A 352-nucleotide genomic window follows, 5' to 3' on the forward strand; every position below is an offset into this window, starting at 1 on the left:
GTCTGCAGCAGAATTAAAAACTAAACCAACTCAACACTCAGTAAAAGAACTTCTGTCTATTGGTATTCAACCAGACATTTTGATCTGCCGTACTGAACATGATGTTGATGCAGATACGACGCGTAAAATTGCCTTGTTCACTAACGTAGAAGCGCGTGCAGTAGTCGTGTGTAAAGATGCACGTACGATCTACCAGATTCCACGTACTTTCTATGAACAGAACGTTGACGATCTCATCTGTGAACGTTTCGGCTATGACAATCTTCCAGAAGCAGACCTGTCTGACTGGGATAATGTGGTAGAAGCTTTACTGAACCCTGAATACACCGTTCGTGTGGCAATGGTTGGTAAA

1 pseudogene is annotated in these 352 nt (G+C 42.9%); it reads left to right on the top strand.

Features of this window, described 5'->3' with window-relative positions:
* Positions 1 to 352, top strand: a pseudogene (pyrG, locus tag B4J23_RS10690) (CTP synthetase); the annotation flags it as partial.

Source organism: Acinetobacter sp. UBA3025, assembly GCF_002367915.1.
In the GTDB taxonomy this organism is placed as follows: Bacteria; Pseudomonadota; Gammaproteobacteria; order Pseudomonadales; family Moraxellaceae; genus Acinetobacter.